Genomic DNA, 1,574 nt, shown 5'->3' with positions numbered 1-1,574 from the left:
CACGCCCCGGGGGACTGTCGCGCCGGGCTCTGCTGGCTGAATCTTGATCGTCGCTGGGGAGGGCGGTGTGCTTAGGGTTCTCGCCCCGGGTTTTGAGTGGTGGAGGATCTTGCGGGGCCCGCTCCCGGCCGGCCGCGCGGGCGGCCTTGGGGAGCTTACGCATCGTCTTGCGTCATGGTGATTGCGCTTCGCATGTGGGTGGCGTTGCGGGAGTTCTTCTCTCGCTTCGTTCGGGTTTGAAGGATCTCGCGGAGTCGTCCCTTGTCGGCCGCGCGGGCGGCCTCGGGGACTTGGCGGCGTCTTGCGTCGTGATGTTGTTGATCGTGCTCCGTAGATTCTATGGTTTGGCGCAAGCCTGGTTGGCGATAAAGCGATTGACGTCGAAGGGTTTGCGCGATTTCCATACGCCGAAGGCGATGCGTAGGAGTTTTCTGGCGATGATGTTTAGGGCCTGTCTTGAGGCCCAGCCCTTGGCTCGTAACGCTGCATAGAGGGGTTTGAAGGCAGCCGTTCGGCTGGCTGAAGTTGCCGCGTTATAGGCAAGGCTTCTCAGGGCCGCATCGCCCTGCTTGCTGAGTTTGCGCAGGCCTTTGTAGGCTCCAGATTCTTTGGGCCTGGGGTCTAGCCCCGCGCAGGCCACCACTGCGTCCGAAGAGGCGAACGGGATGCGGGTTACGGCCGTCACCAGAACGGCCCCATCAAGCGCATCTGCCAACTGCGACAAGGCATCCAACGCGTGCTGGACCTGAACTTGCGATCCCACGTGCTTATGCCGATCGCTGGACAGGCGCAGCCTCGTCTTGCGATCAATCGGCGGTCACGGCCGCTAGATTCTTAATCGACGTATTTGGGCGGGGTGGGATATCTACCAACGTCAGTCCGCTAATGACGGCTGATGGATGGGTGCGTCCCGGTCCCCAGCACCCCCGACGTGAGATCGGTAAGTGCTATAAAAACATACAAGATTCTATGGTCAATGCATGGTTGAAGACCCATTCACGATTGACGATCAAACCGTCAGAAGCGCGACATCGCCGGCCCCCATCACCGGCCTCCCTTTTAGACGGGTGGCGCGCGTACAGGCCTGGCCAAGCAAGCAACTATCTGCCGCGCGCCACCCGTCGCTCCACCTCCCCCACCTGACTGCGGGAACCATTAGCAAACCACTCACCACCAGCGCGCAAGCGACTACCGCCCCGACGCATCAACAACGCGTATGCCGAATGCGGCCGCCCGCGCGGATGCATGAGGCGGGCCCCGAAAATCTCGTGAGTAAACAGCGCTCTAGCAGCGCACAAACCAAGACGGCGCAGCTCGTCGCCGGGGTCGGGTGGGTGGCGCGCAACCTTGATGCGCCCGAGGGAATCTGAAGGCAGCGGCCGTAGGCCGCAACGAAGATGACGAAGGGGCAGTCCGGAGCGAACGCTCCGGACCGCAATCGTGGGCGCGCGCCACCCACCCGACCCCGGCGACGAGCGTCCCACGAAGATCTAGGGCAAGTCCCACGAAGATCTAAAGCAAGTCCCAAGAAAACCTAAGACACGCCCAACAAAAATCACATAAGTAGCCCTAAA

General features: G+C 61.6%; 1 protein-coding gene. It reads right to left on the bottom strand.

Annotation, left to right across the window (positions count from 1 at the left end):
• Positions 1-337: 337 nt before the first annotated feature.
• Complete coding sequence (locus A9976_RS29340) at positions 338-763, bottom strand: transposase (protein ID WP_183011828.1); 426 nt, start codon at positions 761-763, stop codon at positions 338-340.
• Between the last annotated feature and the right edge of the window lie 811 nt (positions 764-1,574).

The organism is Delftia sp. UME58 (assembly GCF_014170385.1).
Classification (GTDB): domain Bacteria; phylum Pseudomonadota; class Gammaproteobacteria; order Burkholderiales; family Burkholderiaceae_C; genus Comamonas; species Comamonas acidovorans.
The sequence above is the reverse complement of the archived record's forward strand: the minus strand, read 5'-3'. Positions and strand labels throughout refer to the sequence as shown.